We start from the raw sequence: 24412 nt of genomic DNA, 5'->3' as shown, positions 1-24412 counted from the left end.
GCACCATGCCGGGAAACCGGCGTCATCGCAAGCCGCGGCATCGGCCGTCGGCGTGCGTCGCTCCGCCGTTCACCGATCTCCGATCACCCACTCCATCCCGCCGCCACCAGCTTGCCGATGGTGGCGCCGGATTCCAGCCGTCGGTGCGCCTCGCGCAGAGTGGCCGCGTCGATCGGCCCGAGCGTCGCGCTGCGGGTCCCGCGGAGGCTTCCAGTGTCGACCAGGTCGGCGACGCGCTCGAGGATCCGCCCTTGGCGGTCCATGTCGCCGGTCGCGAAGCGCGAGCGGGCGAACATCGATTCCCAGTGGATGCCGATGCACTTTTCCTTGTACGGGCCGCCCAGGTCCAGTGGCCCGCGCGGTTCCACGATCAGCCCCAGGTGGCCTTGCGGTGCCAGCAGCGCACCCAGCGCCTCCCAGTAGCGGTCGGTGTCCGCGAAATTGACCGCCGCGTCGATCTGTTCGAAGCCGAGCCTGCCGATCCCCGCTGCCAGCGACTCGCGGTGGTCGACCACGTGGTCGGCGCCCATCGCCCGGCACCAGTCGGCCGATTCGCTGCGCGAGGCGGTGGCGATCACGATGAACCCGGCCAGGCGCGCCAGCTGGATCGCGATCGAGCCCACGCCGCCGGCGCCGGCGATCACCAGGAGCGTACGGCCGGCGCCGCCACCGTCGATGTCGTAGGGCATGCGTTCGAACAGCAGCTCCCACGCGGTCAGCGCGGTCAGCGGCAGCGCCGCGGCGTCGGCGAAGTCGAGCGTGCGCGGCTTGCGCGCGAGCAGGCGCTCGTCGACCAGCTGGAACTCGGCATTGCTGCCGGGGCGAGTGATGTCGCCGGCGTGGTAGACGGCGTCACCCGGCCTGAAGCGCGTGACCCGGTCGCCGGTCGCCTCGACCACCCCGGCCCCGTCGAAGCCCAGGACCTTCGGCGCATCCTCCACGTGCGGCTTCGGGGCCCGCACCTTGGTGTCGACCGGATTGACCGATACCGCCTCCACCCGGACCAGCAGGTCGTGTCCGGTGGCCTCCGGCCTCGGCAGCTGGACGTCGAGCAGCGATCCCGGGTCGTCGATGGGCAGGTAGCGGGTGAGGGCGACGGCTTTCATGCAGGGGCTCCGCGAGGGAAAAGGATCAGACCGGCGCCGGGCTGCGTTCGGCGAACTGCCCGTTCCAGTATGGGTAGTAGGGATAGGGTGGCGTCACGGTGCTGGCTGCATCGAGCCGCGCGACCTGTTCCGCCGTCAGTGCCCACCCGACCGCGCCGAGGTTCTGCCGCAGCTGGGTCTCGTTCCGAGCGCCGACCAGCACCGTCGAGACCGTGGGCCGGCGCAGCAGCCAGTTCAGGGCCACCTGCGGCACCGTCCTGCCGCACTCGCCTGCCACGGAGTCGAGTGCATCGACCACCGTGTACAGGCGCTCGTCGTCGACCGGTGGCGCGAAGGTTGCGGTGTCGCGCAGGCGGCTGCCGTTCGGCAGCGACTGGCCGCGGCGGATCTTTCCGGTCAGGCGGCCCCAACCGAGCGGGCTCCAGACCACGGCTCCGAGCCCCTGGTCGATGCCGAGCGGCATCAGCTCCCATTCGTAGTCGCGACCGACCAGCGAGTAGTAGGCCTGGTTGGCCACAAAACGGGGGGCGCCGAGCCGGTCAGCCGCGGCCAGCGATTTCATCAGCTGCCAGCCCGAGAAGTTGGAAGCGCCGAGATAGCGGACCTTGCCGGCACGCACCAGTCCGTCGAGCGCGGAAAGCGTTTCCTCGACCGGGGTGCGGGCGTCGAACGCATGCAGCTGCAACAAGTCGATGTAGTCGGTACCGAGCCGGCGCAGGGCGCTGTCCACCGCGCGCAGCAGATGGAAACGCGAGGCGCCGACCGCGTTCGGGTCGTCGCCGGATCGCAGGCCGGTCTTGGTCGACAGCAGGACTTGGTCGCGCCGGCCCTTGATCGCGGCGCCGAGGATCGATTCGGAAGCGCCATCCGAGTACACGTCTGCGGTGTCGAAGAAGTTGACCCCGGCCTCGAGACAGATGTCGATCAGCCGCCGGGCCTCCGCGGCATCGGTATCGCCCCAAGCCGAGAACAGCGGGCCCTTGCCGCCGAACGTGCCGGCGCCATAGCCGAGCGCCGGCACCTTGAGGCCGGACGCGCCGAGAAAACGATATTCCATGGGTGGACTCCGGGTCGATGACGTGGGCACGGCGTTCCGGCACGCGCGGTGCGGGAGGCTGGGATGCCGCGTGTGTGGACGGCACAGCCTGGGCATGACGGTCATCTTCGAAAACCGGAGTTATGATGAATCATCTTCAATGAATCATTGAAAATGGACCGCATCGACGACATTTCCCTGTTCCTCCGCGTGCTGGACCTGGGTTCGATCAGCGCTGCCGCGCGCCACCTGAACCTGTCGCCGGCGCAGGCCAGCCAACGGCTGCAGCGGCTGGAGAAGGCCCTCGGCGTGCGTCTGCTGCATCGCAGCACCCGGCGCCTGCATGCGACCCCCGAGGGCGCAGTGCTGGCAGAGCAGGGCCGGACCCTGGTCGAGGACCTGGAAACCTTGACCCTCGGGCTGCGCCAGGCCGGCACCGAGGTCGCCGGCAACCTGCGGGTCACCACCTCGGCCTCGTTCGGTCGCTTGTACGTCTCGCCGCTGCTGCCGGAATTCCTGGAGCGGCATCCTGCGGTCAGGCTCAGCATCGACCTCGACGACCGCGCGCAGGACCTGGTGACCGCCGGCTACGACGTGGCCATCCGCATCGGTGCGCTCGACGATTCCAGCCTGGTCGCCCGCCGGCTGGCCGCCAACCGGCGCGTGCTGTGCGCCTCGCCCGACTATCTGCGTCGACGCGGCGCGCCGGGGGTGCCCGGGGACCTGACGCGGCACGACTGCGTGCTGCTGGTCGGCAGCCGCGGACGGCAGGATCTCTGGAATCTGGCCGAGGGAGGCGGCGGCAGGACCACGGTCCGGGTACGCGGCCGCCTGGAGAGCAACTACGGCGAAGTGGTGCGCGATGCGGCGGTGGCCGGGCTGGGCATCGCGATGCAATCGCTCTGGCATGTCTGCGACGATCTGCGTGCCGGGCGCCTGCGCATCGTGCTGCCGGAACATCCGGTTGCCGAAACCGGCATCCACGCACTGATGCCGCAGCGGCGGCTGGTGCCGCCGCGCGTGCGCGCATTCGTGGAGTTCCTGGCGGACAGATTCGCCGAACCGCCGTGGGAAGCGGGGATCCTCTAGCGCGGGTCGCCGCGCCGTGCCGCCGAAGGCCGGGCCGAACGGTGGTGCCGGTCGCTCCGTCCGTTCGTCGCGCCGGCGACGGTGCGAGGGCCCGGTCTGGCAAAATGGCGGGCTTCCCTCCCTCCAGCGAGCCCGCCGAATGAGCCATGCCGACATCCGCTCCGCCGCCCGTCCCCAACCCGATGCGCCGATGGTCGACATCGCGGACTACGTGATCGACACCCGGATCGACTCGCAGGAGGCCTACGACACCGCGCGCTACATGCTGCTGGACTCGCTGGCGTGCGCGATGCTGGCGATGAAATTCCCGGACTGCGTCAAGCATCTCGGTCCGCTGGTTCCGGGGGGCGAGATCGCCGGCGGCGCGCGGGTGCCCGGCACCGCGTTCGAGCTGGACCCGGCCCAGGCCGCGTTCAACATCGGCACCCTGGTGCGCTGGCTCGATTTCAACGACACCTGGCTGGCCGCGGAATGGGGGCACCCTTCCGACAACCTCGGCACCATCCTGGCGGTGGCCGACTGGCTGGCGCGCAAGGAGGGCCGGGACATCAGCGTGCGCGACGTGCTCGGCTGGGCGGTCAAGGCCCACGAGATCCAGGGCGGGTACGCGCTGCGCAACTCGTTCAACCGCGTCGGCCTCGACCATGTGATCCTGGTGCGGCTGGCCTCCACCGCGGTGGCCACGGCGATGCTGGGTGGCGGCAAGGACGAAGTCGTCACCGCGGTTTCGCATTCGTGGATCGACAACGGGGTGCTGCGCACCTACCGCCATGCCCCCAACACCGGGCCGCGCAAGAGCTGGGCCGCCGGCGACGCCTGCCGCCGCGCGGTGATCCATGCCATCAACGCCGCGCACAAGAAGGTGGTCGGCTACCCGAGTGCGCTCAGCGCGAAGACCTGGGGCTTCTACGACATCGCCTTCGGCGGCAAGGCCTTCGAGTTCGAACGGCCGTTCGGCAGCTATGTGATGGAGAACGTGCTGTTCAAGATCAGCTATCCGGCGGAGTTCCATGCCCAGACCGCGGTGGAATGCGCGATGCGGCTGCATGAACAGGTAAAGGAGCGGGTCGCCGAGATCGATCGGATCGTGATCGAGACCCAGGAGGCCGGGGTGCGCATCATCGACAAGACCGGGCCGCTGGCCAACTACGCCGACCGCGACCACTGCATCCAGTACATGGTGGCCGTGCCGCTCGTTTTCGGCCGGCTGACCGCCGCCGACTACAACGACGACGTGGCCGCGGACCCGCGCATCGACGCCCTGCGCGAGCGGATGGAAGTGCGGGAGAACCCGCAGTTCACCCAGGACTACTTCGACCCGGAAAAGCGCTATATCGGCAACTCGGTCCAGGTGTTCTTCGAGGACGGGTCGTCCACCGACAAGGTGTCGATCGACTACCCGATCGGCCACCGCCGCCGCCGCGCGGAGGGCATCCCGGTGCTGATGGCCAAGGTCGAGGCGGCGCTGCGCGAGCATCTTCCGGCCGGTCAGGCCGAGCGCCTGCTGGAACTGGCGGCCGATCCCGCCGCGCTGGACGCGCTGCCGATCGCCGATTTCCTGGGGCTCTACCGCAGCTGAACAGGAGGGGGCGATTCCTGCTTGGAAGTCCCCAACTGTTATGCTAGCGTTAACGAGGTCTTCACACGGCTGACTCTAGGCTACCCAACTGAAGGCGCGCGATCTGCCGCCTCGAAGAAGAAATGGGTGCAGTCCCGCTTTACCCCCTTGATCAAGGAGCTGAACGAATGAAAAAGAAACTCCTCTGTGCCGCGCTGCTGGGCGGTCTGGGCCTTGCCCAGGCGGCCAATGCGCAGGAGTTCGACGACCGCTGGTACATCACCGGTTCCGCGGGCTTCAACTTCCAGGACGAAGACCGCCGCACCAACGATGCCCCCTTCGTGACGCTGGGGCTGGGTAAGTTCCTCAACCCGGTGTGGTCGATCGACGGCGAACTCAACTATCAGAACCCGAACTTCGACAGCGGTGTGGTCGGTGGCAACAGCGACCTGAACTGGAGCCAGTACGGCATCTCGTTCGACTTCCGCCGCCACTTCGTCTCCGAGGGACGCGCCTGGAACCCCTACCTCCTGTTCGGCGTTGGCTATCAGCGCAGTGAGGAGGAGTTCGACGCCTTCCCGAACCCGAATTCGCCGGGCGAGAACGAGGACGGCAACTTCGCCGCCAAGGTCGGCGCCGGTCTGCAGACCACGTTCACCAACCGCGTCGCGGTCCGTGCCGAACTGGCCTATCGCGCCGACTTCAACGACGACAGCTTCGCCGCCAACGGCTCGACCGACTGGAACGGGTATCCGCACAACCAGGAAGAGAGCTGGTTCGGCGACATGCTGGCCTCGGTCGGCGTGGTGATCCCGCTGGGTCCGGAGCCGACCGCCCCGGTCGCCCCGGCGCCGGCACCGGTCGACAACTGCGCCGATCGCGACAGCGACGGCGACGGCGTCAACGACTGCGACGACCGCTGCCCCGACACCCAGGCCGGCACCACCGTCGGTCCGGACGGCTGCCCGGTTCCGGTCACCATCGACCTGCGTGGCGTGAACTTCGACTTCGACAAGTCCACCCTGCGTCCGGATGCCGTGCAGATCCTCAACGAGGCGATCGAGATCCTGCGCCGCTATCCCGACCTGCGCGTCGAGATCGCCGGTCACACCGATTCGGTGGGCAGCGACGAGTACAACCAGGGCCTGTCCGAGCGCCGCGCCCGGACCGTGTACGACTACATCACCAGCAACGGCATCGACGCCGGCCGCCTGGTGGGCCCGACCGGTTACGGCGAGAGCCGCCCGATCGCGCCGAACACCAACCCGGATGGTTCCGACAATCCGGAAGGTCGCGCACGCAACCGCCGTACCGAGATGAACGTCCAGAACTGACGGACCGACATCGCTGCAGTCCACGAAGCCCGGCCCAGTGCCGGGCTTCGTTTTTTCTGGACCGGTCGGATGGGCGCGCATTCAAGGTGAATGGGCTGGGCAAGCAAAACAATGGCTTGTGGCGCAAACCTGAGGCGCCTACACTCATGCGCATTCGCAATCGGGGACCCTCATGCGCGCCGCCAAGACCCTCCTGCTCCTGCTCGCCCTGCCGGTGATCGGCCACGCGTCCGATTGCACCCGGCCGCCTGCAGCCTCCCAGACGCTGCTGCGCCCGACGGTGCTCGCGCCGCTGTCCTCGGAGCTGGCCGCGCCGAGCTATCGGCTGGGCGCCCATGGGGGCGTGCTGTCGCATGCCTACGACGAGTCCCAGTCGGTCGATCAGGTGCTGCTGCGGCTGCGGCTCGAGGGTTGTCGCGACATTGCCAGCGCGATGCCGGCGCCGACCCCGGTCGATCCGCTCGATCCCTCGGTCTACAAGCCGTTGACCGAGCACGACAACACCCCCTGGCGCTTCGACATGAGCCAGGACGGCAAGATGATGACTGCCGACGAATTCGACGCCTGGATGAAGGCGCGCGGCGTTCGCGTGGCGCGCGGCGCGCCCAAGCCCGCCGCCGCCGCGCTCCCTGAGCCTCCGCCGATCGAAGGCGCCGCTGCCGCACCCTCCGGAGCCGCACCGCCCGAACCCGCCGAGGCCGCGCCCGCCGGCAGCGACGAGCCCGCGCCCACGCCCTGACCGCGGCAGGCCTGGTGCGGCGGCCGAGCGGCGGCTCGCTCTCTTACGGGGCGGCGCGTTCCAGCACGCCCAGCTCCCGGCCGATGCCCACGAAGGCCTCGATCGCCCTGTCCAGATGCTCGCGCGTATGCGCCGCCGAGATCTGGGTGCGGATCCGCGCCTGGCCCTTCGGCACCACCGGGAAGAAGAACCCGATCGCGTAGATCCCCTCTTCGAGCAGGCGCTCGGCGAAGCGCTGCGCCAGCGGCGCGTCGTACAGCATCACCGGGCAGATCGGGTGGCTGCCGGGCCTGAGGTCGAAGCCGGCGGCGGTCATCCGCTCGCGGAAGTAGGCGGTGTTCGTCGCCAGTTGCTCGCGCAGCCCGGCCGCGGCGTCCAGCATCTCGAACGCGCGGATGCCGGCCGCGACCACGTGCGGCGGCAGCGAATTGGAGAACAGGTACGGGCGGGAGCGCTGGCGCAGCAGTTCCACCACTTCGCGCCGCGCGGTGGTGAAGCCGCCGATCGCGCCTCCCATCGCCTTGCCCAGGGTGCCGGTGAAGATGTCGATGCGGTCCATGACGCCCTTCACCTCGGCCGATCCGCGTCCGGTGGCGCCGAGAAAGCCGGTGGCGTGGCATTCGTCGATGTGCACCATCGCGTCGTAGGTCCGCGCCAGGGCGGCGATCTCGTCCAGCGGCGCGATGAAGCCGTCCATCGAGAACACGCCGTCGGTGGTGATCATGATGCTGCGGGCGCCGTCCTCGCGGGCCTGCTGCAGCTGGCGCTCCAGGTCGGCCATGTCGCAATTGGCGTAGCGGTAGCGGCGCGCCTTGCACAGGCGCACGCCGTCGATGATCGAGGCGTGGTTGAGCGCGTCGCTGACGATCGCGTCCTGCTCTCCCAGCAGCGGCTCGAACAGCCCGCCGTTGGCGTCGAAGCAGGCTGCATAGAGGATCGCGTCCTCGGTGCCGAAGAAGTCGGCGATGGTCCGCTCCAGGCGCTTGTGCAGGTCCTGGGTACCGCAGATGAAGCGCACCGAGGCCATGCCGAAGCCGTGCGATTCCAGCGCCTCCCTGGCGGCGGCGATCAGGTCGGGGTGGTCGGCCAGCCCCAGGTAGTTGTTGGCGCAGAAGTTCAGCACGCGGCGCCCGCCCTCGAGTTCGATCTCGGCCGACTGGGGGCTGGTGATGATCCTCTCGGACTTGAACAGTCCCTGTTCGCGGATTTCGTCCAGGGCCTCGTTGTAGCGACGGGTCAGGGGCATCGGTGGCTGCCGCTCGGTCGGAAAACCCGATTCTATCCGCTCAGTGTCTATCCGCTCAGTGCGGACAGCCGGGCCGATGGCAGCCGGAGAGGCGCTGGACCGCGAAAGGGCCTGCCGGTCGCCTCAGCGGGCCTCACGGCCAGGGAAGGCGCCCGCCGGTGTTGTCCCAGATCCATTCGCCCGCATCCTGCAGCCCGTCGACAACGTCGCCGGCGAATCCGATGCCCGCATCGGCCAGCTTGCCGAGTGCCTCGAGACCGGCGTCGCCCACGTCGGCCAGGCCTGCGACGACCTCCCTGGCGCCTTCGGACAGTTCGCTCCCCCAGGCGCTGATGATGCGTTCGGCCGCTTCCTTGCCCTCGGTGAGGAGGTTGGTGACGACGGACTTGGCGGACTCGATGCCCTGGTCGACGAAACCGACCAGCGCATCGGTGGCGCGTTCGGCGGCGGCCCCGACGCCGTCGGCAAGCGTGCCCAGGGCCTCGATGGCGGCGTCCCTCACCGCTTCGGCGGAATCGACGGGATTCTCGGCGATGTAGATCAGGGTGTCGACGGCGGCTTCGCCGGCGTCCGCCAGCCGGGCGATCGCCACATCGGCAAGCGCGGCGGCGCTTTCGCCGAGTTCCACCAGCTGGTCGTAGGCGGCGGTCGCCAGCTCGCCGGCCTCCGAGATCACGTCGACGAGCGCATCGCGTGCCAGTGCGGCCGCTTCGCCCGGATTGCCGGCCACCCAGCCCACGAATTCGAGGCCGCGCTCGCCCAGCTCGAGTGCGCTGTCGAGCGCCGAGCCGATGCTGTCCCCGACCGCCTCCAGGGTATCGATCGCGGCATCGCCGAGGGAGAGCAGGGCATCGTGTGCGGTTTCCAGGGCGGTCATCGCGCCCTCGGCCAGGGCCCGCCCGGCGTCGGTCGCCAGCTCCAGGCCCTGCTCGACGAGGTCGCCGAGTGCGTCGGCGGCGAGGCGTGCCGCTTCGCCCGGGTTGCTGGCGATCCAGCCGAGCGCCTCGACGCCGCGTTCGCCCAGCTCCTTCAGTTCCCCGACGAGGTTGCCGAGCTGCTCGCGGGCGAGCCCGGCAAGTTCGCCCGCGCCCTCGGCGACCGCGTTCAGCTGTCGAACCGCTTCCTGGCCGAGGACTTCTGCGGCATCGCCGAGCAAGGACGGATCGCGGATGACGTCGGCGAGCAGGTGCAGGCCGTCGGCGGTGAAGGACAGCCCGTCGCCGAAGACCTCGGCCTGCAGTTCGCCGATGCGCGCCACGCTCTCCGCCGTCAGATCGACGGCCCCGTTGGTGAGCTGCTCGGCCTTCCGCACGGCGCCTTCGGGACCGAAGATCAGCGCCAGATCGACGAACGCCTGCGGGCCGGTCAGCAGCGAGGCCGCGATCGCGCCGTCGACGTAACCCGGCGCCGACCAGTTGTCCGGATCCTGGCGGAACTGGTTGATCTGCTGCTCGAGCACCACGTCCAGCACCAGGCTGCCGACACCGATCAGCGCGGACCCCGCGGTGGTGAAGGGAATCGTCACGCCGAACGCTTCGGCGATGCTCAGCGCGGCGTCGGCTGCATTGGCCTTCGCGCCCTGCAGCGCCAGGTAGCGGAGTTCGGGCGGAAGGCTGGTATCGGTGGAAATCTGGGTGAAGCGGTAGGTGTCGTAGCCGGCCGGGACCGCGCCTGCGATCGGAATCAGCTTGGCGACGTTGCGCAGCAGGCTTTGGGCGACCTCCGCGGTGATGCGAACGCCCAGGCTGTCGAGCAGACGGAAAGCGTCGTTGAGCATGCGCCCGAGCAGGGCGCTGTCGACGTTGACGCCGTCGAGCGTCCTCAGCAGATCGCCGACGGCGCCGGGACCTGCCTGGTCGGCCACCTCCAGCAGTCGGCGCGCGGCGCCGGCGTCGAATTCCTTGAGCAGCTTCGAGAGATTTCCGCGGGAATCGGCGGGCAGGCCGTCGATGAGTTCGGCAATGACCTCGGCGCCGGCGCGACCGTTGATCTGGGACGTGAGCAGATCGTCGGCGACGTCGGGCCCGAGCTCGCCGACCAGCGAAAGCGTCGCGCGTATCGAGTCGGCGGATCTGCCGTCGAGGCTGCCCATCAGGTTGTCGAGCGCTTCCGGGTTGCGCAGCGCGCCGAGGACGGGCCCGAGCGCGTCGGCGACCTCTTCGCCGCGTGCGGCCAGTTCGGCGATCTGTCGGGCCTGGTCCGCGGTCAGGTTCTCGACCAGTTCGGGCGACATCTGCCGGCGCAGGGCCTCGGGGATGAGATCGCCGCCGGGCAGCCGCGCGACTTCGTCGGCGATGGCGTCGGCGTTCGGGATGCCGTTGCCCGAAAGCAGTTCGCGGATCCGCTCGACGTCCCCGGCCACGTCCGGGACGTTCGCGTACAGCTGCACCGCCGCCTGCGCCTTCTCCTGCAGCGAGGCATCCGGGTCCAGCAGCGTCACCGCGGCCCCCAGCGAGCCGGTGATCGAGTCGAGCGCGCGCAGTCGGTTCGCCAGCTGCGGGAACTGCTCGCCCAGCCCGTCCTGCAGTGTCGTCGCGATCTCCAGCGCCGCGGCCGCCTTGTCGGCCGCAGAGGCTTCCGGATCGAGCAGGGTGCCGATCTTGTCGATGATCTTCGATGCGTTCGGCAACTGCGCCAGGTGCCGATCGAAGAACTCGGCCGCGCCGCCGCCGAGGACGTCGCCGGCCTCGTCGAGCAGGGTCAGGGCGGCCGCGGCGCGGTCGAGCGCCGAGCTGTCGCCATCGACCAGGGTGGCCAGCGCCGCCAGGGCGTCGCCGCTGGCGGCGATGCGGTCGAGCGCGGCGCCGGAAACGCCTGCGCGCTCGAGCAGGGTACGGACGTCGTCGGCGGAGAACTGCTTGGCCAGAGCGCCAAGCGCCTCGAGCTGTTCGGAGAGGCTTCCCGAGCCCAGCGTCTCCAGGTGCCCGATGACCTCGCGCGCCTCCTCGGCCGTGAGCGCCTGGGCGCCGGGGATGCCGGCCAACTGCTCCTGCTCGGCTTCGCTCAGCGCGTTGGCGTTGGGAACGATCAGCTCTTCGCCGCTGTCGATCGGCGCGGTGCCGCTGTGCAGTCCATTGGCTTCGGCCAGGGCGTCGGCATCGACCCCGTACTGGCTGGCGACATCTTCCAGGGTCTCGCCCGGCTCGACGGTATGGGCCCTCGCGGAATCCCCGTCTTCGTAGTCGACCGGGATCGCGACCGGTTCCCCCTCTGCGAGAGGCTCGTCGCCGCCGCGCAGTTCGGGATTGGCTTCGGCCATGCGCTCGGTGCTGACGCCGTAGCGCTGCCCGAGGCTCGCCAGCGTATCGCCGCGTTCGGCCTCCACCTGGAGCGTGCGCGGCTCCCCCGCGGGCTGGCGCGCCGGCGCCGTGGGCGAGGTGCTGTCGGCGGGCTGGTAGCGGGCTGCGATGCCGTCGTGGACGGTATGAACCATGGCCGACTCCCACGAGCCTGGGTTGTCCCGCAGTCTCGGGGCACGCCGATACCGCCGCAACCGGGGAAATCCCTAGGTGCGGTGCCGCCGCCCGCCGTTCAGGTGCGAGGGCCCGCGGGCCTGGGGGCCGCGAACGGCCTATCCGGCGGGGCGTTCGGCCCGGAGATAGCCTTCGAGGTCCGGCGCCCGGCCGTCGATGCATTCGCTTTCAGACGCCACGACCACGAAGTCGGGCCAGTCGCCGTTGCCGGCTGGGCGGCCATATTCGATGCGCTGCGCGCGCAGCGACGGCGAGGGCGCGGCGCAGGCATCGACGCGAGCATCGCTGAAGTCCGCGACGACGACCGGTTGCTCGCCGGTGAACGTCAGCAGCCGGAGGTCCGTGCGGATCGCACCGTCCTCTTCGCGATCGAGCCGCAGCAGCACCTCATTGGTGCCGTTGCCGTCGATGTCGGGCGAGGCCAGCAGGTAGCGGATATCCTCGCCGGGCAGGCGGAGCGCTTCATCCCTGCCGACGACGAGAATCCAGCGGCCGCCGTCGCCCGTCTCGACGAGGTGCATCTCCTCGCGGGCACGCGGCCGGGTGAACGCGCCTTCGAGCGTGCCGAGGATGCGCACCTCGCCGCCGCCGAGGCTGGCCGCGACCGCGCGCCGGGTGTCTTCGTCGGGGTCGGCCGTACGCGCCTTGGCGTCGACGCGCATGTCCATGAGCACCGCCCGACGCGGATCGGGGCGCTCACCGTCGGCGATGCGTCGGACGTCGGCCAGGGGGCCTCCGGCAGGTTCGACGACAGGCGCTTCCCGCGGCGTCGGGACGGCGTCGGCGGATCCCCCGCGCTTGTTGGCCCGGTCGCAGCCGGCCGTCGCCAGCAGCAGCATGAGTGGCGCGACCAGGCGCAACGTATGACCGACGGAATGGGACATGGCGGCAGGCTCCTCGGGAAAGCGCGCCCCGGCAAGGCTCGCGAACGAGGCGCCGGTAGCGCGCGACGCGGGCTGAAGGCGGCCGGGAGCCTAGCGCAGCAGGGTTAAAGTCCCGTGACCGGCCGCGCAAGCCGGGCTCGTGCCGGGGCTCAGCGCCAGTCGAGCACGATCTTGCCCGACTTGCCCGATTCCATCAGGTCGAAGCCCTTCTGGAAGTCCTCCGCCGGCAGCTGGTGGCTCAGCACCTTGCCCAGCGGGAAGCCGGACAGCACCAGCTGGGTCATCTTGTACCAGGACTCGTACATGCGGCGGCCGTAGATGCCGTGGATGGTCAGCCCCTTGAAGATGATCCGGTCCCAGTCCACCCCCGCGCCCTTGGGCAACAGGCCGAGCAGTGCGACCTTGCCGCCGTGGTACATGGCGCCGAGCATGTCGTTGAAGGCATGCGGGTTCCCGCTCATCTCCAGGCCGACGTCGAAGCCCTCCAGGTGCAGGTCGGCCATCACGTCGCCGAGCGAGGCATTGGTGACGTTGACCACACGGGTGGCACCCATGTCGGCGGCCAGCTTGAGCCGGTAGTCGTTGACGTCGGTGACCACCACGTTGCGCGCGCCGATGTGCTTGCAGATGCCGGCCGCCATCACCCCGATCGGGCCGGCGCCGGTGATCAGCACGTCCTCGCCGACCACGTCGAACTCCAGCGCGCAGTGCGCGGCGTTGCCGTAGGGGTCGAAGAACGCCGCCAGTTCGCTCGGGATCTGGTCGGGGATCGGCCACAGGTTGCTGGCCGGCATGACGATGTACTCGGCGAACGCACCGTCGCGGTTGACGCCGATGCCGACGGTGTTCGGGCACAGGTGCTGCTTGCCGGCGCGGCAGTTGCGACAGTGGCCGCAGACGATGTGGCCCTCGGCGGAGACCCGCTGCCCGACCTCGTAGCCGCCGACGCCGGGGCCGAGCTCGGCGATGCGGCCGACGAACTCGTGTCCGATCACCAGGCCGGGCCGGATGGTGCGCTGGCTCCACTCGTCCCAGAGATAGATGTGCAGGTCGGTGCCGCAGATCGCAGTCTTCTCGAGCCGGATCAGCACTTCGTTCGGCCCCGGGCTGGGGACCGGCACCTCCTCCATCCAGATGCCCCTGGCGGCCTCGCGCTTGACCAGGGCGCGCATGGTGGTCTGACGCTGGCTCGTCTGCTGCATTGCCTGGTCCGCGGGTTCGGTGGGGAAGCGCGATTATACGCGGGCGCCGCGCGCGGCCGCGGCGGCGGCGCAGCGGCGGAGGCCTGCGGGCACGGGCATCGGCGTTCCGCGGCCGGTAGACTCCAGGCTTCGTCGGGAACGTCATGAGGACACAGATGCGTCGAATCGCGATCGCCATTGCGTTGCTGCTGGCCGCCGACCTGGCCGGGGCCGGCGAGGGTATGTGGGTGCCGCAGCAGCTGCCCGAGATCGAGGCGCCGTTGCGCAAGGCGGGCCTGCGCCTGCGCCCGGAACAGTTCGCCGACCTGACCGGCGATCCGATGGGCGCCGTGGTGTCGCTGGGAGGGTGCACCGCCAGCTTCGTTTCGCCGCAGGGCCTGGTGGTGACCAATCATCACTGCGCCTACGGAGCCATCCAGCTCAACTCGACACCGGACAACAACCTGATGCGCGATGGCTTCGTCGCCGCGACCGCCGACGACGAGCCGAGCGCCGGCCCCAACGCGCGCATCTTCGTGCTCGACTCGATCCGCGACGTCACCGGGCAGGTGCAGGCCGCGATCGCCGCGGCGCCGGACGCCATCGGCCGCGCGCGCGCGCTGGAGCAGATCGAGAAGAAGCTGATCGCCGGCTGCGAGTTCCGCGAAGGCTATCGCTGCCGCCTCTACAGTTTCGCCGGCGGCAACGTCTACCGGCTGTTCCGCAACCTGGAGATCCGCGACGTGCGCCTGGCCTACGCCCCGCCCGGGGGCATCGGCAACTACGGCGGCGAGGTGGACAACTGGATGTGGCCGCGCCATACCGGCGACTTCGCCTTCTACCGCGCCTATGTCGGCCCGGACGGCCAGCCCGCCGACCATGCCGCGGAGAACGTGCCCTACCAGCCGAAGCGCTGGCTGCAGTTCGCCGACCGACCGCTGCGCGAAGGCGACTTCGTGATGGCCGCGGGCTACCCGGGTACGACCCGGCGCTACGCGCTGGCCGACGAGTTCGAGCAGACCGCCGAATGGAGCTATCCCACCCTCAGTCGCCACTACAAGGCGATGCTGGAGCTGGTCGAGGTCCAGGGCCGCGAGAATCCCGACATCGCCGTGAAGTACGCCAGCAGCGTGGGCGGCTGGAAGAACACTTCCAAGAACTACGACGGCCAGCTGGAGGGTTTCGCACGGATCGACGCCGCCGCGGCCAAGCGCGCCGAGGAAGCGGCGGTGCTGGAATGGCTGCGCGGGCGCGGCGAGGCCGGTGCCGAAGCCCTCGAGGCGCATGCCGAGCTGGTGCGGCTGTTGGCCGAGGGCCAGGCCACCCGAGAGCGCGACCTGGTGCTCGGGCAGCTCCACCGCCTCGGCGCGCTGGGAACGGCGATGACGCTCTACCGCAACGCGATCGAGCGCACCAACCCCGACGCCGACCGCGAGCCCGGCCACCAGGAGCGCGACCAGCCGCGCATCCGTGGCGAGCTGCAGCAGATGGAGCGCCGCTACCATCCCGACATGGACCGCCAGCTGCAGCGCTACTGGTTGCAGCAGTATGCGGCGCTGCCGGCGGAGCAGCGCGTCGAGGCCATCGACGGTTGGCTCGGCGGCGACGACGAGGCCGCCATCGAGCGGGCGCTGGACCGGTTGGCAGGGACCGGCCTTGCCAACGTCGAAGAGCGCCTGCGCTGGCTCGAGGCCGACCGCGACGCGTTCGAGAACAGCCGCGATCCGGCGATTCTCTATGCGGTGGCGGTGATGCCCGAGGTCCTCCGGCAGGAGCTCGAGCGCAAGGCGCGCGCCGGCGACGAACTGCGCGCGCGCCCGGTGTATCTGCAGGCGGTGGCCGAACATCGCGCCAGCCAGGGCAACCACGTCTACCCGGACGCGAACGGCTCGCTGCGGATCACCTTCGGCAACGTGACCGGCTACACCAAGCTCGATGGCGAGGAGCAGGCGCCCTTCACCCGGCTCGAGGAGGTGGCGCAGAAGGCCACCGGCGAAGAGCCCTTCGACGCGCCGCAGGCGCTGCTGGACGCGGTGGCCGAGGGTCGCGACGGCGGCCTCGCCGACCGCCGGCTGCGCAGCGTGCCGGTCAACTTCCTGTCCGACCTGGACGTCACCGGCGGCAACTCCGGCTCGCCGGTGCTGGATGCGCGCGGCCGGCTCACCGGCCTGCTGTTCGACATGAACTGGGAATCGGTGAGCTCGAACTGGGTGTTCGACCCGGCGATGACCCGGACCATCTCGGTGGACCAGCGCTACCTGCGCTGGATCATGCAGGAGGCCTATCCGGCGCCGCAGCTGCTCGAGGAGCTTGGCCTGGCGCCGTAGGCGTTCGCCCGGCGCGCCAACGCCCTGGAGCGGAGCTGCGGTGAAGCCGCCACGCGTTCGCGTGATTCACATGCAGCCATGTCGCCTTTGCGCAACGTGGCGAAGGCCAGCCAGGGGTCGCGCGCGGAGGAGGGCGCGACGCGGTCTCCTAGGAAGCGCTGGAGCCGAGGTGCTGGTGCACCACATCGACGACGTCCTGGACAGTCGCGTTCCGCGGCATTTCCATGTTGGTGAAGGTGAAGCCCAGGGCGTCCTCGATCTCGAGCATGAGATCGGCCGTGATCATCGAATCGATGCCGAGTTCGGAGAGTTTCGTCTCAGGTTCGACTGAGACGTCCTTCACGTCGTACTTGTCTTGAAGGATCGCGCTGAGGCGGTGCAAGATGGTCTGCTTGTCCATAGGAGAGTCCGGGGGCGTGGTGGCCCAATTCTTGCATATCCACCGTATAGCCTGAGCGGGTTTGCCGATGAAGCGGTTCGACGCAATGGACGACCACACGCCTGACGAACTTCAGAAGAACGTCCTCGCGCAGGCGCATTTCCGGCTCACGTTCGGAATGCTGGTGGCGCTGGTCATCTCGATCATCTATTTCACGTCCTACAAGATGGAGGCGAGCGCGGCCGGCGCCATCGCCCTGGTGGCCTTGTACGGCGTCTATGCCACCTCGATGCGCATTTTCGCCCAGCGCCGCAAGCCGCTGGATTTGCGCGAGCAAGTCGTGGTCTCCGCCGTTCTCGACCCGCTTTTCCTCTCCGCTTGGCTGTTGTTCGCCGGCGATACGTCGGTGATCTTCGTCGGCTTCTACCTGTTCACCGTTCTCGGATTCGGATTCAGGATCGGCGCCAAGGCGATGCATATCTGCCAGGCGATGTCCTTGCTCGGCTTCGCGATCGTGGCCTTCGTGTCGCCGACCTGGCGGGAGCAGATCCTGTTCGCCATCTCGTACATGATCATTCTGCTCGTGGTCCCCGTGTACGCATCGTTCCTCATCCAGAGGATCCAGACGGCAAAAGCCTTGGCCGAGCACGAGAGTCGCGCCAAATCGCAACTGTTGGCCAAGGTCAGCCACGAGCTTCGCACGCCGCTCACGGGCATCACCGCCTCCGCCCAGCTGCTGGAAGTGGAGTCCTCGGAAGCGGAAACCGTCAGGCGGTCCAAGGCCATACTGCAGCTCGCCGGCACGCTGGAGGCCGAGATCGATCAGCTGCTCGAGCTGTCGAAGTTCGAGACCCAGGGAAGGAAGCGTCGGGAACCCGCGAAGTCGTTCAGCCTGGCGTACGCGGCAACCCGGGCATTCAAGTCCCTGGAGTCGATCGCGGCAGGCAAGAGCCTGAAGGTGTCGCTGGAGTTCGATGAGAACATCAAGTCCCCGGTCATCGGCCACTACCAGGAGCTTCTGGCGGTACTGACGAATCTGTTCGGCAATGCGGTGAAGTTCACGGAGCACGGCTCGGTGACATTGAAGATGCGTCTGATCGAACAGACCGCTTCGGGGTACAGGGTCCGGGTCGCGGTGGAAGACACCGGCATCGGCGTCGCGCCGGAGCATCACGAGAAGATCTTCGAGCCCTTCTATCAGGTGGCCGACGGCCGCTCGCCGACGCAGCCAGGCACGGGGCTCGGCTCCGCGATCGCCCGGGAACTCGTCATGGGGATGGGTGGCGATCTCAAGGTGGACAGCGCTCTGGGCGAGGGAAGCGTCTTCTGGTTCGAGTTGACGTTTCCGATCGATCATCGGGCCGTCCCCGCCGAACCCGACGCCCGCGCGCAACGCGGAGCGTTGGTATCGAACAAGCGGGTGCTGATCGCCGACGACAATACGACGAACCTGGAACTGATGCGCGAGATGTTGCTCAAGGGCGGCCATGAGGTCATGGCCGTCAGCAGCGGCCAGGAGGCCATCCTGCAGTTGAGCAGTAGGGAATTCGACATCCTCTTCCTCGACTACAACATCGACGACGTCGATGGCGCCACCGTTTTCCAGACCTACCAGTTCAGCAGGATCAATATCGCCCCGACGTTCTTCGTGACGGCCGACACCACTTCGCGCACGACACAACTGCTCGAAGATCTGGGCGCCGCCGGCGTGATCCACAAACCGATGACGTTCGAGAAGATTCGCGAAGCGTTCGCATCGGCCTTCCCTGGGGAGGCGGTCGTCCCGGTGGGGGCCGCTGTTCCGGCGGCGCCGAAGAAGCTCGCCGAGCTCAGCTCGGTTCCCGTCGAATATCTCGATTACGACAAGATCGGCTGGCTACGCGAGATCAAGGATACGCCCGAGTTCCTGTTCAGCGTCATCAGCGACGCCCTGGCCGACATCAAGGCATTGGACATCGAGCTCGGGGGCGCCATCGAGTCCTGCAATCTGCCGCAGCTGCATCGCTCGGCGCATTCCATGAAGGGAGTATCGCTGAGTGTCGGGTGCATGCGCCTGGCGGGTCTCGCCGACCGGATGATGGGTCTGACGAACGATGCTCTGGTTTCTGATCCGGCGCGCTGGCAGACCGAACTGCAGAACACGCTGAAGAACACCGTCGAGGCATTGGAGGAAGTGAGGCAGGGCTTCGCCCCGCCTCACGCCGTCAACAATTGATCGGGTCGTCAGGCGACCTTGAGACTCGGTTCCGCCGGGCGTTCGCCGTGCTGCATGAGGATCAGCATTTCCAGCTGGCGGATTTCGTCCGGGCTGAGGGACATCGCCGTTTCGACCCAGTCGTCGACCACCAGCAATCCTTCTTCCGGATCGATTTTCGACATCCGGTGGCGGCTCTGCTGGACCTTCATCCTCGCCTTGCGCCGTTTCGCGTGGGTGCCGATGTACTGCTCAACCGCAAGTTCGCCCTGGCCTGTTGGACAAACCTGATCGATCAGCCCCATGTCCAGAAGCTGCGCCGCCGTATAGACCTTCTTGTCGGTCATCAGCCGCTCGGCGACGTGGGGATTCGTGCGTGCGCTCACCAGGCCCATCGCCCCGGTGCAGGGGAACAGGCCGAACATGATCTCGGGAAAGCCGAAGGTGCTCTGTTCCTCGGCGATGATGTGATCGGAACTCAGCGCCATCTCGAATCCGCCGCCAAGGGCGCGCCCCTGCACCAGCGAAATCGTGTGCATTTCGCTCTTGAAATCCGAGGACCAGCTCAGCAGCACGTCCAGGCAGCTGCTCGAGTACCTTCGCAAACCCTCCGCATCGCCCTTCAGAATGCAGGAGAGGAAGAACGACAGATCCCCGCCCTGACTGAAATAATTCGGATCGCCCGAATGGACGATCGCGTACCGGGGAAACTCGTGCGGGACGCGGGCAGTCGCGCTGTCGAACGAAATTTCGTCGAGGGTGCGCCGGAATTCGGCGATCAGCTCCGGAGTGAAGTTGTGGACGCCGGATGCGGCATCGGGCTTCACCGTCAGCCAGAGCGTTGGCTCGGCCAGGCGCCTGATGGCGGCGTTGATCCGGCCCGTCGATGGGCGGTTGAAGGGCTGAGCAGACGGCAGGGTGGCGGCGTGCATTTTCGAGCTCCTAAGGGCGTTGGTTCAACGATCTGGTGGTTTGGTTGAAACGACTAGGGCGGCATTCGTCCCGCCGAACCCGCAAGAGAAACTCAGGGCGTGACGGATGTCCTGTGCGGGGACGGGACGAGGACCTACGTGATTGAGTTCGCACTGGGGATCGGCTTCGCCGATGAAGGCGCTGGCGGGAAGAAGCTTGTCGTTCATCGCCAGGATCGTCAGGGACAGTTCCAGTGCGCTGGCGGCGCCGATCAGGTGCCCGTGGACCGCCTTGGTCGAACTGACCCTGGGGGCTCCGCGATCGGCCCCGAATACCCGCCTGATCGATTCGGCTTCGATCTTATCGCCTCCGCGGGTCGCGGTGGCGTGGGCGTTGATGTAGTCGATGTCGGACGGTTGCAGCCCGGCATGGGCCAGGACCGCCTCCAACGCGGCGACCTGACCGTTGGTCTCCGGCATGCCGATGTGGTGCGAGTCGGATGAGATGCCGTAGCCAGTGAGATAAGCATGAATCCTGGCTCCGCGAGCGAGCGCATGCTTCTCGCTCTCCAGGACCAGCCAGGCCGCTCCCTCGCCGATGACCAGCCCCGATCTTGCCGTGGAGAAGGGTTTGCAGGTACGGGACGGGTCTTCCGGGTCGGGGGCCGACATGGCCCGGGTACCGTCGAAGGTGCCAAAGACCCCAGCCGTCAGGGGGGCCTCCGCCCCTCCCGCGAGGATCACGTCGGCATACCCGTGCGCGATCGCTCGACCGGCCTCGCCAATGGCGACGCCGGACGAGGCGCAGGCGCTGGCGTTGGTGATGACCGGGCCAAGGATCTTGTGGCGGATGGCGACCTGGGCGGCGCCGGCGTTGCCCATGATCGCCATGGCAGTGAATGGCCGTGAGGCGGCCTTGCCCTCGACGTGGAGATCGCGCGTCCAGGCAACCGTCGTCGCGGCGCCGCCGTTGACGTTGCCGTAATAGACACCGGCGCGCTGTCCATAGCCCGCGAGTTGCTCCGGCAGCCCGGCCTCCTGGAGGGCCTGCCGGGCGGCCAGGATCGCCAGATGTTGGCAGCGGTCGAGGAAGGGGCGCTCGAGCTTGGTGAAATGCTCTTCGAACGAGTGCGGGATGACGCCCGCGGCGAACGACTTCGCGATCGGGGGCGCCTGGATCAGGCGGATACCGGACGTCCCCGCGCGCAGGGATTCGAGCGCCTGGGCGGCATCCAGCCCGATAGGCGACAAGATCCCCAAGCCGGTGATAGCGACGCGTTGCAACGACATTGCGGAATGGCCCTCGAGGAGGCCAGCCGGCGTACCAGACCCCTCCCTGGCACAGGTACGCGCAGCCAGCGTGTGGACTGTGCGTGGTTTGACGGTAGCACCGAAGCCCAGACCCGTCACTGGACAGCGAAAAGCCCGGCGAGTCGTCTATCCCTTCCGGTGAGTGCCGCCTGCTTTCGCGCAGCCTCCAGTATTCAAGATGAAGGCGCTACGAATGCATCGACGGGATACTCCCCGCGACGTGCGGCAGGCGGGCCGTGCGGATGGACAGCGAGGCTGGTTTTCCCTGCGCGGCGGCGGCCACCCCAGGCGTACGGATGGCGGCCACCCTTGCCGGCACCGGTGCTGGGCGGCGGGGACGACGGCCTGCCTCCGGAGCGGCGCCGGTGCGGCGAGGTTCGCGGCGCCGCCACTGCGCCGGCCGACGGGCCCGAGCGGTCCGCACGTCCGGCTCTGCTACCCTGCGCCGGCCGCGGCGCGCGCGACGGTTCGGTGCCCTTTTCGCGGGTGCGGGCGTCGGCCGCGCGTACACCGACCGGAACACGAGGACGCAACGACATGAGGATTCTGCTGGTCCGCCACGGCGAGACCCCATGGAACGCCGAGGGCCGCTACCAGGGCCGGGAGGACATTCCGCTCTCGCCGGTCGGCGAGGCCCAGGCCGAGGCGCTGGGCCTGCGCCTGCGCGACCTGGCGATCGACCGCGCGGTCGCTTCGCCGCTGTCGCGTGCGCAGCGCACCGCGCAACTGGTGCTCGGGCCCGCGCGCGCGGACCGGCTGCGAACCGACTCGGGGCTGCTCGAGATCGCCCATGGCAGTTGGGAGGGCCTGCTCGCCAGCGAGATCCGCGACCGCGACCCCGAGCGGCTGCAGGCCTGGCGCGACGCGCCGGACAGCGTGCTGATGCCCGACGGCGGCGAGTCGCTGCAGCATGTCTTCGACCGCGCGTGGCCGGCGCTGCAACGCGCCTGCGAGGGGCTCGGCGCGGACGCCACGGTGCTGGTGGTGGCGCACGACGCGGTCAACCGGGTGATCCTCTGCCATGTGCTGGGGATCCCGTTCTCGCGGCTGTGGAGCTTCCGCCAGGCCCCGACCAGCATGAACCTGCTCGAGGGCGGCAGCGCCGATACGCTGGAGGTGGTGCGGCTGAACGACTGCGCCCACCACACGCCGCTGTTCGGCGAAGCGGTGCATCGGGCGCTCTAGGCGCCCGACAGCCGCGGGGTCCGCGCCGCGGCGACGACATCACGACTGCAGATCGCCATGCCCCGCACCCTTGCCGACTGGCTCGGCCACATCGAACGCCAGCACCCCCGCGAGATCGAGATGGGACTCGAGCGCGCGCGCGCGGTGGCCGAACGCCTGCGGCTGCGGCGCCCGGCGCGCCGGACGATCGCCGTGGCCGGCACCAACGGCAAGGGCTCCACCGTCGCCTTCATCGAGGCGATCGCGCGCGCCGCGGGCTGGCGGGTCGGCGCGTACACCTCGCCGCACCTGTTCGACTACAACGAGCGCGTGCGCGTCGACGGCCGGCCGGCGGACGATGCGGCGCTGGTCGAGGCGTTCGCGGCCATCGAGACGGCGCGACTCGCCGCCCCGGCCGTCCCGCTGACCTACTTCGAGTTCGGCACCCTGGCGGCGCTATGGCTGTTCGCGCGCCAGCGGCTCGACCTGGCGGTCCTCGAGGTCGGGCTCGGCGGACGCCTCGACGCCGTCAATCTGGTCGACGCCGACGTGGCGGTGATCACCACGGTCGACCTCGATCACCAGGACTGGCTGGGCGCCGACCGCGAGGCGATCGGGCACGAGAAGGCCGGCATCGCCCGCGCCTGGAAACCGCTGGTGCTGGGCGAGGACGATCCGCCTTCCAGCGTGCTCGGCCATGCCTATGCGATCGGCGCCTCGGCGATCCGCGCCGGCAGCGACTTCATGTTCGAGCCCCTCGCCGGCGGGGGCTGGCGCTGGCGCGAGGTCGGCTACGCCGTCGATCTGCCCGATCCGCGGCTGCCCGGCGCGGTGCAGCGGCGCAACGCGGCGACCGCGATCGCGGCGCTGCGCGCGCTGCGGCGCAGCCTGCCGAAGGCGGCGATCGTAGCGGGGCTCGCCTCGGCAGAACTGCCGGCGCGCCTGCAGCGCCTGCAGCGCGACGGGGTGGAGATCGTGGTGGACGTCGGCCACAACCCGCAGGCGGCGCGCGTGCTCGCGGACTGGCTGCGCGCCACGCCCCCTTCCGGACGCACCCATGCCGTGTACGCCGCGCTCGCGGACAAGGATGCCGCAGGCGTGGTCGCGGCCCTGGAGCACGCGGTGGACGCCTGGTATCTCGCGGGGCTGCCCGACGCCGGCCCACGCGGGCAGGAGGGATCCGCCTTCGCCGCCCGCCTGGCGGGGACCGCGGCGGCGCGCGGCAGCGTCCACGCCACCGTGGCTGCGGCACTGGCGGCGGCCCTGGGAAGCGCTGCGCACGGCGACCGGGTGCTGGTGGCCGGATCGTTCCATACCGCCGCGGCGGCGCTGGCGAAGCTGCACGGCCGGCATTAAGAAGTCGTCGCGTCATGCGGCGTATAATTCGGCGGCCTTCCCGCACGCGACGATGTCGATGGATTCCGGACTGAAACAGCGCCTGGTCGGTGCCGCCGTGCTGGCCGCGCTGGCGGTGATCTTCCTGCCGATGCTGGTCAAGGGGCCGGCGCCGGACAGCGGCGCTTCGGACCTGTCGCTGCAGCTGCCCGACGAGCCGCGGGACGGCACCATCACCCGCGAGCTGCCCCTGCTGGCGCCTGCCGAACCCGGCGCCGGCGGTGCGGTCGGCATGGACCCGGAGTCGGGGGACGATCGCCTGGCGACCGTCGATACCGCCGAGGAGCGTCGTTCCGACGCCGCCGACCTGGCCGCCGGCCGGACGGAGGCCGCGGATGCCGGGCCGGCGGCGGAACCGTCCCCGGCGCTCCCGGCGACGACCGCCGGCGGCGGTTATGCGGTCCGCTTCGGCAGCTACGGCAGCAGCGACGACGCCGACGCCGTGGCCGCGCGACTGCGCGAGGCGGAACTGCCGGCCACGCAGAGCCGCGCCACCGTCTCCGGAAAGCCGGTGTGGCGGGTGCTCATCGGGCCCTATGCGACCCGCGCCGAGGCCGAGGCCGTGCGCGTGCACGCCGCCCAGGTACGCCCGAACGAGGCCCAGGTGGTGGCGCTCGACGCTGCGCCGGCGCAGTCTCCGCAGCAGCAGGTCGCGCAGCAGCAGGTTCCTCAGCAGCAGCCCGCGCAACCGCAGACGCGACCGGAGACCCCCGCGCCCGCGGCCGCTGCCGACGTCGGGTTCGTAGTGCAGCTGGGGGCGTTCAGCCGCACCGCCGAGGCCGAGGCGCTGCGCGAGCGCGTGCGCGGTGCCGGTTTCAGCGCATTCACCGACACGGTGGACACCGACAAGGGCAGGCTGACCCGGGTCAAGGCCGGGCCGGTCGTCAGCCGCGCCGAGGCCGAACAGCTCAAGTCCAGGATCGAGGGCCGGCTCGGCGTCGCCGGCATGGTGCGTTCGCACCCCTGAGCGCGTCGCGATAACGCGCGCCGCGGAAGGCGCGCGTCCAGGCCCCGGCGCGGACCGCCGGGGCGGCGGTCCGCGGGCCGCAGCGACCGGACGTCCTCGCGGAGCGAGGGGCCGGCCA

18 protein-coding genes are annotated in these 24412 nt (G+C 69.4%); 9 read left to right on the top strand and 9 right to left on the bottom strand.

The window, feature by feature from the left end; translation table 11 throughout:
* Window positions 1–83 precede the first annotated feature (83 nt).
* Both H0E84_RS14725 and H0E84_RS14720 read right to left on the bottom strand, forming a co-directional pair.
* The gene (locus H0E84_RS14725) at window positions 84–1106 is read right to left on the bottom strand and encodes a zinc-binding alcohol dehydrogenase family protein (RefSeq protein WP_180679403.1); all 1023 of its coding nucleotides are present in this window, start codon (window positions 1104–1106) and stop codon (window positions 84–86) included.
* Between the two features lie 25 nt (window positions 1107–1131).
* Window positions 1132–2163: an aldo/keto reductase gene (locus tag H0E84_RS14720; protein ID WP_180679402.1), complete on the bottom strand. Its 1032-nt coding sequence runs from the start codon at window positions 2161–2163 to the stop codon at window positions 1132–1134.
* Window positions 2164–2316: 153 nt separating this feature from the next.
* Here H0E84_RS14720 and H0E84_RS14715 point away from each other — a divergent pair, with 153 nt between their 5' ends.
* The 4 genes from H0E84_RS14715 (at window position 2317) to H0E84_RS14700 (ending at window position 6862) form a co-directional block, all read left to right on the top strand.
* On the top strand, window positions 2317–3231 hold the full coding sequence (locus H0E84_RS14715; RefSeq protein ID WP_180679401.1) for a LysR family transcriptional regulator: 915 nt from the start codon (window positions 2317–2319) through the stop codon (window positions 3229–3231).
* Window positions 3232–3370: 139 nt separating this feature from the next.
* Window positions 3371–4810 carry a bifunctional 2-methylcitrate dehydratase/aconitate hydratase gene (locus H0E84_RS14710; protein WP_180679400.1) on the top strand — a complete coding sequence of 480 codons (1440 nt, stop codon included), beginning with the start codon at window positions 3371–3373 and terminating at the stop codon, window positions 4808–4810.
* Window positions 4811–4977: 167 nt separating this feature from the next.
* On the top strand, window positions 4978–6123 hold the full coding sequence (locus tag H0E84_RS14705; RefSeq protein ID WP_180679399.1) for an OmpA family protein: 1146 nt from the start codon (window positions 4978–4980) through the stop codon (window positions 6121–6123).
* 172 nt (window positions 6124–6295) lie between these two features.
* Window positions 6296–6862 (top strand): hypothetical protein, encoded by a 567-nt coding sequence (locus H0E84_RS14700; RefSeq protein WP_180679398.1) that lies wholly within the window; start codon window positions 6296–6298, stop codon window positions 6860–6862.
* A gap of 43 nt (window positions 6863–6905) precedes the next feature.
* Here the strand turns inward: H0E84_RS14700 and kbl are convergent, their stop codons facing one another.
* From kbl to tdh, 4 genes are all read right to left on the bottom strand, one after another.
* Window positions 6906–8108 (bottom strand): glycine C-acetyltransferase, encoded by a 1203-nt coding sequence (gene kbl / locus H0E84_RS14695; RefSeq protein ID WP_180679397.1) that lies wholly within the window; start codon window positions 8106–8108, stop codon window positions 6906–6908.
* A gap of 133 nt (window positions 8109–8241) precedes the next feature.
* Window positions 8242–11541 carry a LysM peptidoglycan-binding domain-containing protein gene (locus H0E84_RS14690; RefSeq protein WP_180679396.1) on the bottom strand — a complete coding sequence of 1100 codons (3300 nt, stop codon included), beginning with the start codon at window positions 11539–11541 and terminating at the stop codon, window positions 8242–8244.
* 138 nt (window positions 11542–11679) lie between these two features.
* Window positions 11680–12465 carry a hypothetical protein gene (locus H0E84_RS14685; protein ID WP_180679395.1) on the bottom strand — a complete coding sequence of 262 codons (786 nt, stop codon included), beginning with the start codon at window positions 12463–12465 and terminating at the stop codon, window positions 11680–11682.
* Window positions 12466–12614: 149 nt separating this feature from the next.
* Complete coding sequence (gene tdh, locus H0E84_RS14680; protein WP_180679448.1) at window positions 12615–13637, bottom strand: L-threonine 3-dehydrogenase; 1023 nt, start codon at window positions 13635–13637, stop codon at window positions 12615–12617.
* Between the two features lie 173 nt (window positions 13638–13810).
* On the opposite strand from tdh, the gene H0E84_RS14675 reads away from it, so the two are divergent.
* Entirely contained in the window at window positions 13811–15973 is a 2163-nt protein-coding gene (locus H0E84_RS14675) for a S46 family peptidase (protein ID WP_180679394.1), read from the top strand.
* Window positions 15974–16121: 148 nt separating this feature from the next.
* Here the strand turns inward: H0E84_RS14675 and H0E84_RS14670 are convergent, their stop codons facing one another.
* Window positions 16122–16373 (bottom strand): acyl carrier protein, encoded by a 252-nt coding sequence (locus H0E84_RS14670; RefSeq protein WP_180679393.1) that lies wholly within the window; start codon window positions 16371–16373, stop codon window positions 16122–16124.
* Window positions 16374–16440: 67 nt separating this feature from the next.
* Between H0E84_RS14670 and H0E84_RS14665 the strand changes: the two genes are divergently transcribed.
* A complete protein-coding gene (locus tag H0E84_RS14665) occupies window positions 16441–18567 on the top strand; it encodes a sensor histidine kinase (protein ID WP_180679392.1) in 2127 nt (708 codons plus the stop codon).
* An 8-nt stretch (window positions 18568–18575) separates the two neighbouring features.
* Here the strand turns inward: H0E84_RS14665 and H0E84_RS14660 are convergent, their stop codons facing one another.
* Together H0E84_RS14660 and H0E84_RS14655 are read right to left on the bottom strand one after the other, a co-directional pair.
* Window positions 18576–19478, bottom strand: coding sequence for a crotonase/enoyl-CoA hydratase family protein (locus H0E84_RS14660; RefSeq protein ID WP_180679391.1), 903 nt, complete (start codon window positions 19476–19478; stop codon window positions 18576–18578).
* Window positions 19479–19502: 24 nt separating this feature from the next.
* Entirely contained in the window at window positions 19503–20747 is a 1245-nt protein-coding gene (locus H0E84_RS14655) for a beta-ketoacyl-[acyl-carrier-protein] synthase family protein (protein WP_180679390.1), read from the bottom strand.
* A gap of 558 nt (window positions 20748–21305) precedes the next feature.
* On the opposite strand from H0E84_RS14655, the gene H0E84_RS14650 reads away from it, so the two are divergent.
* The 3 genes from H0E84_RS14650 to H0E84_RS14640 are packed head-to-tail and all read left to right on the top strand — an operon-like array spanning window position 21306 to window position 24294.
* Window positions 21306–21953: a histidine phosphatase family protein gene (locus tag H0E84_RS14650; protein ID WP_180679389.1), complete on the top strand. Its 648-nt coding sequence runs from the start codon at window positions 21306–21308 to the stop codon at window positions 21951–21953.
* 57 nt (window positions 21954–22010) lie between these two features.
* A complete protein-coding gene (gene folC / locus H0E84_RS14645) occupies window positions 22011–23288 on the top strand; it encodes a bifunctional tetrahydrofolate synthase/dihydrofolate synthase (protein WP_180679388.1) in 1278 nt (425 codons plus the stop codon).
* Between the two features lie 58 nt (window positions 23289–23346).
* Complete coding sequence (locus H0E84_RS14640; protein ID WP_180679447.1) at window positions 23347–24294, top strand: SPOR domain-containing protein; 948 nt, start codon at window positions 23347–23349, stop codon at window positions 24292–24294.
* The last annotated feature ends 118 nt before the right edge of the window (window positions 24295–24412 follow it).

It is taken from the genome of Luteimonas salinisoli (genome assembly GCF_013425525.1).
Classification (GTDB): domain Bacteria; phylum Pseudomonadota; class Gammaproteobacteria; order Xanthomonadales; family Xanthomonadaceae; genus Luteimonas; species Luteimonas salinisoli.
The sequence above is the reverse complement of the archived record's forward strand: the minus strand, read 5'-3'. Positions and strand labels throughout refer to the sequence as shown.